The organism is Pseudonocardia sp. DSM 110487, from assembly GCF_019468565.1.
Taxonomy (GTDB): Bacteria; Actinomycetota; Actinomycetes; order Mycobacteriales; family Pseudonocardiaceae; genus Pseudonocardia.
The window spans coordinates 9,535,685-9,539,986 of the sequence record NZ_CP080521.1; the positions used below are offsets into that span (position 1 = coordinate 9,535,685).

The following is a 4,302-nucleotide window of genomic DNA, read 5'->3' on the forward strand; positions in this document are numbered from 1 at the left end:
CTGCCCGGGGTTGACCGGGCATGAAGACCGATGAGCAAGAGATCCGGGACCTGATCGAGCGGTGGGCGGGCGCCGTGCACGCAAGCGACCTCGACGAGGTGCTGGCCGACCACACAGCTGACATCGTGATGTTCGACGTGCCGCCGCCCCAGCAGGGCGCCCGCGGCATCGAGGCCTACCGCGACACGTGGCCGGGCTTCTTCGAATGGCAGGCGAAGGGAGCGACGTTCGAGATCGTCGAGCTCGACGTCACGGCGGGCGAGGACGTGGCGTTCGCGTGGGCGCTGCTGCGCTGCGGCACCGCAGCGCAGCACGCGGCCCACCCGGAGCAGAGGCTGCGGATCACGTTCGGCCTGCGCAAGGAGAACGGGCGCTGGGTGGTGGCGCACGAGCACCACTCGTTCCCCGACGAGAAAGCGGTCCCCGACGAGGCGGCCGAGGAGATCCGCGCGGTGCAGAACCGCTGGTTCGAGCAGACCGCCGCCGGCGACCTCGACGGGATGATGGAGCGGATCGCCGACGATGTCGTCTCCTACGAGCACGGCACGCGGCTGGAATATGTCGGCAAGGAGTCCGTGCGCGAGGTCTGCAAGGCCGGCCTGGAGGCGGGCGGCGGCGCCGACATCCACTGGACGATCCCCGAGCTGACGGTCCTGACCCGCGACGACCTGGCGGTGTCGTGGGGGCTCGACCAGATCACCGGCAACGGCCCCGACGGGAAGCCCTTCGACAACTGGTCGCGCGGCACGCGGGTGTTCCGGCGGGGCGAGCAGGGCTGGCAGATGATCCACCAACACGTGTCCTACCCGGTGGACCACGAGACCGGGACGGCGCTACTGGACCTGCGACCGGACCGGTGACGAGTTCGATCCTGCAGAGGATTTTCCTGCGCAGGAAAATCCTCTGCAGGATCGAAGAGCATTCCTACTCCCTCAGGCCAATGGGAGGTTGATCCTCCCGCCGTTCTCCGTGAACTCCGTCGCCTTCTCCGCCATGCCGGCCTCGATCGCCGCGACCGTCGTCAGGCCGTTGGCCTCGGCGTAGTCGCGGACGTCCTGCGTGATGCGCATCGAGCAGAACTTCGGCCCGCACATGGAGCAGAAGTGCGCGGTCTTCGCCGGCTCGGCGGGCAGGGTCTCGTCGTGGAAGGCGAGCGCGGTGTCCGGGTCGAGGGACAGGTGGAACTGGTCGAGCCAGCGGAACTCGAACCGGGCGGCGGACAGCGCGTCGTCCCGCGCCTGGGCCCGCGGGTGCTCCTTGGCCAGGTCCGCGGCGTGGGCGGCGATCTTGTAGGTGATCACGCCGGTCTTCACGTCGTCGCGGTTCGGCAGGCCGAGGTGCTCCTTCGGCGTGACGTAGCAGAGCATCGCGGTGCCTGCCTGCGCGATCCGGGCCGCGCCGATCGCGCTCGTGATGTGGTCGTATCCGGGCGCGATGTCGGTGGCGAGCGGGCCGAGCGTGTAGAACGGCGCCTCGCCGCACCACTCCTCCTCCAGCCGCACGTTCTCGTCGACCTTGTGCAGCGGCACGTGCCCCGGCCCCTCGATCATCACCTGCACGTCTTTCGAGTGGGCGATCGCCGTGAGCTCCCCGAGCGTCTTCAGCTCGGCGAGCTGCGCCTCGTCGTTCGCGTCGGCGATCGAGCCGGGCCGCAGCCCGTCACCGAGGGAGAACGTGACGTCGTATGCCCGCAGGATGTCGCACAGCTCCTCGAAGTGCGCGTAGAGGAACGACTCGCGGTGGTGCGCGAGGCACCATGCCGCCATGATCGAGCCGCCACGGGACACGATCCCGGTGACGCGCTTCGCGGTGAGCGGCACGTAGCGCAACAGCACACCGGCGTGCACCGTCATGTAGTCGACGCCCTGCTCGCACTGCTCGATCACGACGTCGCGATACAGCTCCCACGACAGTTCCGCGGGATCCCCGCCCGCCTTCTCCAGCGCCTGGTAGATCGGGACGGTGCCGATCGGCACCGGCGAGTTGCGCAGGATCCACTCGCGCGTCTCGGAGATCTGCTTGCCGGTCGAGAGGTCCATGACCGTGTCGGCGCCCCACCGGGTGGCCCACACCATCTTCTCGACCTCCTCCTCGATCGAGGACGTCACGGCGGAGTTGCCGATGTTGGCGTTGACCTTCACGAGGAACCTCTTGCCGATCACCATCGGCTCCGACTCCGGGTGACGGCGATTGGCCGGGATCACCGCGCGCCCGGCGGCGACCTCCGACCGCACCAGCTCGGCGTCGACACCCTCCCGGATCGCGGCGAACCGCATCTCCGGCGTGATCACCCCGGCGCGGGCGTACGACAGCTGGGTGCCCGGCTCGCGGGCCGCGACCCACGGGGCGCGCAGCGGCGGCAGCCCGGCGGCGAGGTCGATAGGGGCGGTGTCGTCGGTGTACGGCCCGGACGTGTCGTAGACGTCGTGGTGCTCGCCGGTGGACAGTTCGATGCGGCGGACGGGGACGCGCAGCCCGTCCGGTCCCTCGAGATACGCCTTGTGCGAGCCCCTGATGGGCCCGGTCGTGACGGACGGCGCGACTGCGGTCATCGCTCTCTCCCTACGTCGGCATTACCCGGACAGGTTCTGCGGTCGGCTGCACATGCCCTCTCAGCCCGTTGCGCGCACGAGCTCCCGCGGTGTGTTCAGTTGTGTTGCGAGGTTCAGACGGTCTGCTCCCACCAGTTCCGGACCGTCCACAGCGGCGAGATGGGGCCGTGCCCCTTGCCCAGTGGGTACGAGTGCCGCACGGCCTCGGTGACGTAGCGCTTCCCGAACACGACGGCCTCTGGCACCTCCATGCCGCGCGCGAGCCCCGACGCGATGGCCGAGGCCATGTTGTCGCCGCCGCCGTGGGTGTTGCCGGTGGCAAAGCGGGGCCCGGGCAGCTCGGTGAAGGTGTGGCCGTCGTAGAGGAGGTCGACGCACACGTCGGTGTCCTCGCGCAGGTGCCCGCCCTTGATCAGCACGTACCGCGGCCCGAACGCGTGCATCACCTTGGCCGCCTCGTACTGGGCCGCGCGGTCGTGCACGTCGACACCGGCCAGCAGCCGCACCTCGTCGAGGTTGGGCGTGGCCAGCACGGCGCGTGGGAAGAGCAGTGTGCGGTAGGCATCGAGCGCGGTGTCGGCCAGTAGCGGGTCGCCGTGCATCGAGGCCGCGACCGGGTCGATGACCAGCGGGATGCCCTCACCGCCGATGCCGACGCGGTCGCATGCGCCGACGATCGCCTCGATGATCGGCGTGTCGGCCAGCATGCCGGTCTTCACCGCGCCCAGCGCGATGTCGGTGGCGACGGCCTCGATCTGGGCGGCCACCGTCTCCGGCGGGATCGTGTGGACGCCGGTCACACCGAGCGTGTTCTGCACGGTGACCGCGGTGACGGCCACGCAGCCGTGCGCCCCGCAGGCCGCCATCGCCCGCAGGTCGGCCGCGACACCCGCGCCGCCGCCGGAGTCGGTGCCCGCGATCGTCATGACGGTCGGGGGCGTGATGCCCACGGTGGGCTCAGCCATGTTCAGCCTCCCTACGCCGGCATTACCCGGACAGGTTCCTGCGGTCGGCGGCGCCGTAGCCACCCTCTCAGCCCGCTGCTGCGAGCTCCCGTCTGCCTCGACCGTAACCCGTGTGGAAGGGCGAGGGGAAGATCCGGCGAGATCGCGGTGTTGGTCACGTCATGCCACTCGAAGGTGAATACGAGATCAGCCCGACCGGATGGGTGCGGGAGCAGACGGAGAAGATCTTCGAGACCGGGACGACCGAGAGCGTCGACATCAACGGCATGGCCGTGGTGCTGCTGACCACGCGCGGTGTCAAGAGCGGGAAGCTCCGCAAGGTGCCGCTGATGCGCGTGGAGCACGACGGTGTGTACGCCATCGTCGCCTCGCTGGGCGGCGCCCCGAAGCACCCGGTCTGGTACCACAACGTCAAGGCCGACCCCAAGGTCGACCTCCAGGACGGCACGGAGACGAACGACTTCGTGGCACGGGAGGTCACCGGCGAGGAGAAGGCGATCTGGTGGGAGCGGGCCGTCGCGGCCTACCCGCCCTACGCCGACTACCAGAAGAAGACGACCCGCCAGATCCCGGTCTTCGTGCTGGAGCCGGTCGCGGGCTGAGCCGGTCGTGATCGCCCGGATCGGGATCTCGTCTTCGCATGTATGCGGACGACAGGTCCCGGTCGCGATCACGGCTGCACATCGACAGCCGCGAGGTAGGCGCGCAGGACGGGCGCGGGGATGTGCGCGGTTATGCGAAGGGCGTTCGCGGTTTCGGGCTTCCGCTGGTTTCGATCATCGAAC

4 protein-coding genes and 2 riboswitches are annotated in these 4,302 nt (G+C 69.6%); of the genes, 2 read left to right on the forward strand and 2 right to left on the reverse strand.

The genetic code is table 11. The features are described from left to right. Positions 1–20: 20 nt before the first annotated feature. Positions 21–860: an SgcJ/EcaC family oxidoreductase gene (locus K1T35_RS44865; protein ID WP_220257714.1), complete on the forward strand. Its 840-nt coding sequence runs from the start codon at positions 21–23 to the stop codon at positions 858–860. 72 nt (positions 861–932) lie between these two features. Here K1T35_RS44865 and thiC read toward each other — a convergent pair whose 3' ends face one another. Both thiC and thiD read right to left on the reverse strand, forming a co-directional pair. After that, positions 933–2,552 carry a phosphomethylpyrimidine synthase ThiC gene (gene thiC / locus K1T35_RS44870; RefSeq protein ID WP_220257715.1) on the reverse strand — a complete coding sequence of 540 codons (1,620 nt, stop codon included), beginning with the start codon at positions 2,550–2,552 and terminating at the stop codon, positions 933–935. Further along, positions 2,542–2,650, reverse strand: a riboswitch (TPP riboswitch). Its footprint overlaps the gene before it by 11 nt. Positions 2,651–2,665: 15 nt before the next feature. Further along, the gene (gene thiD, locus K1T35_RS44875) at positions 2,666–3,517 is read right to left on the reverse strand and encodes a bifunctional hydroxymethylpyrimidine kinase/phosphomethylpyrimidine kinase (RefSeq protein WP_220257716.1); all 852 of its coding nucleotides are present in this window, start codon (positions 3,515–3,517) and stop codon (positions 2,666–2,668) included. After that, positions 3,508–3,618: riboswitch (TPP riboswitch) on the reverse strand. (Overlaps the previous gene by 10 nt.) 60 nt (positions 3,619–3,678) lie before the next feature. Here thiD and K1T35_RS44880 point away from each other — a divergent pair. Continuing rightward, complete coding sequence (locus tag K1T35_RS44880; protein WP_220257717.1) at positions 3,679–4,119, forward strand: nitroreductase family deazaflavin-dependent oxidoreductase; 441 nt, start codon at positions 3,679–3,681, stop codon at positions 4,117–4,119. Positions 4,120–4,302 lie beyond the last annotated feature (183 nt).

Bases quoted from the DNA above. Each gene is read 5' to 3' on its own strand.
- K1T35_RS44865 (WP_220257714.1), top strand. From the start codon at position 21: ATGAAGACCGATGAGCAAGAGATCCGGGACCTGATCGAGCGGTGGGCG.
- thiC (WP_220257715.1), bottom strand. From the start codon at position 2,552: ATGACCGCAGTCGCGCCGTCCGTCACGACCGGGCCCATCAGGGGCTCG.
- thiD (WP_220257716.1), bottom strand. From the start codon at position 3,517: ATGGCTGAGCCCACCGTGGGCATCACGCCCCCGACCGTCATGACGATC.
- K1T35_RS44880 (WP_220257717.1), top strand. From the start codon at position 3,679: ATGCCACTCGAAGGTGAATACGAGATCAGCCCGACCGGATGGGTGCGG.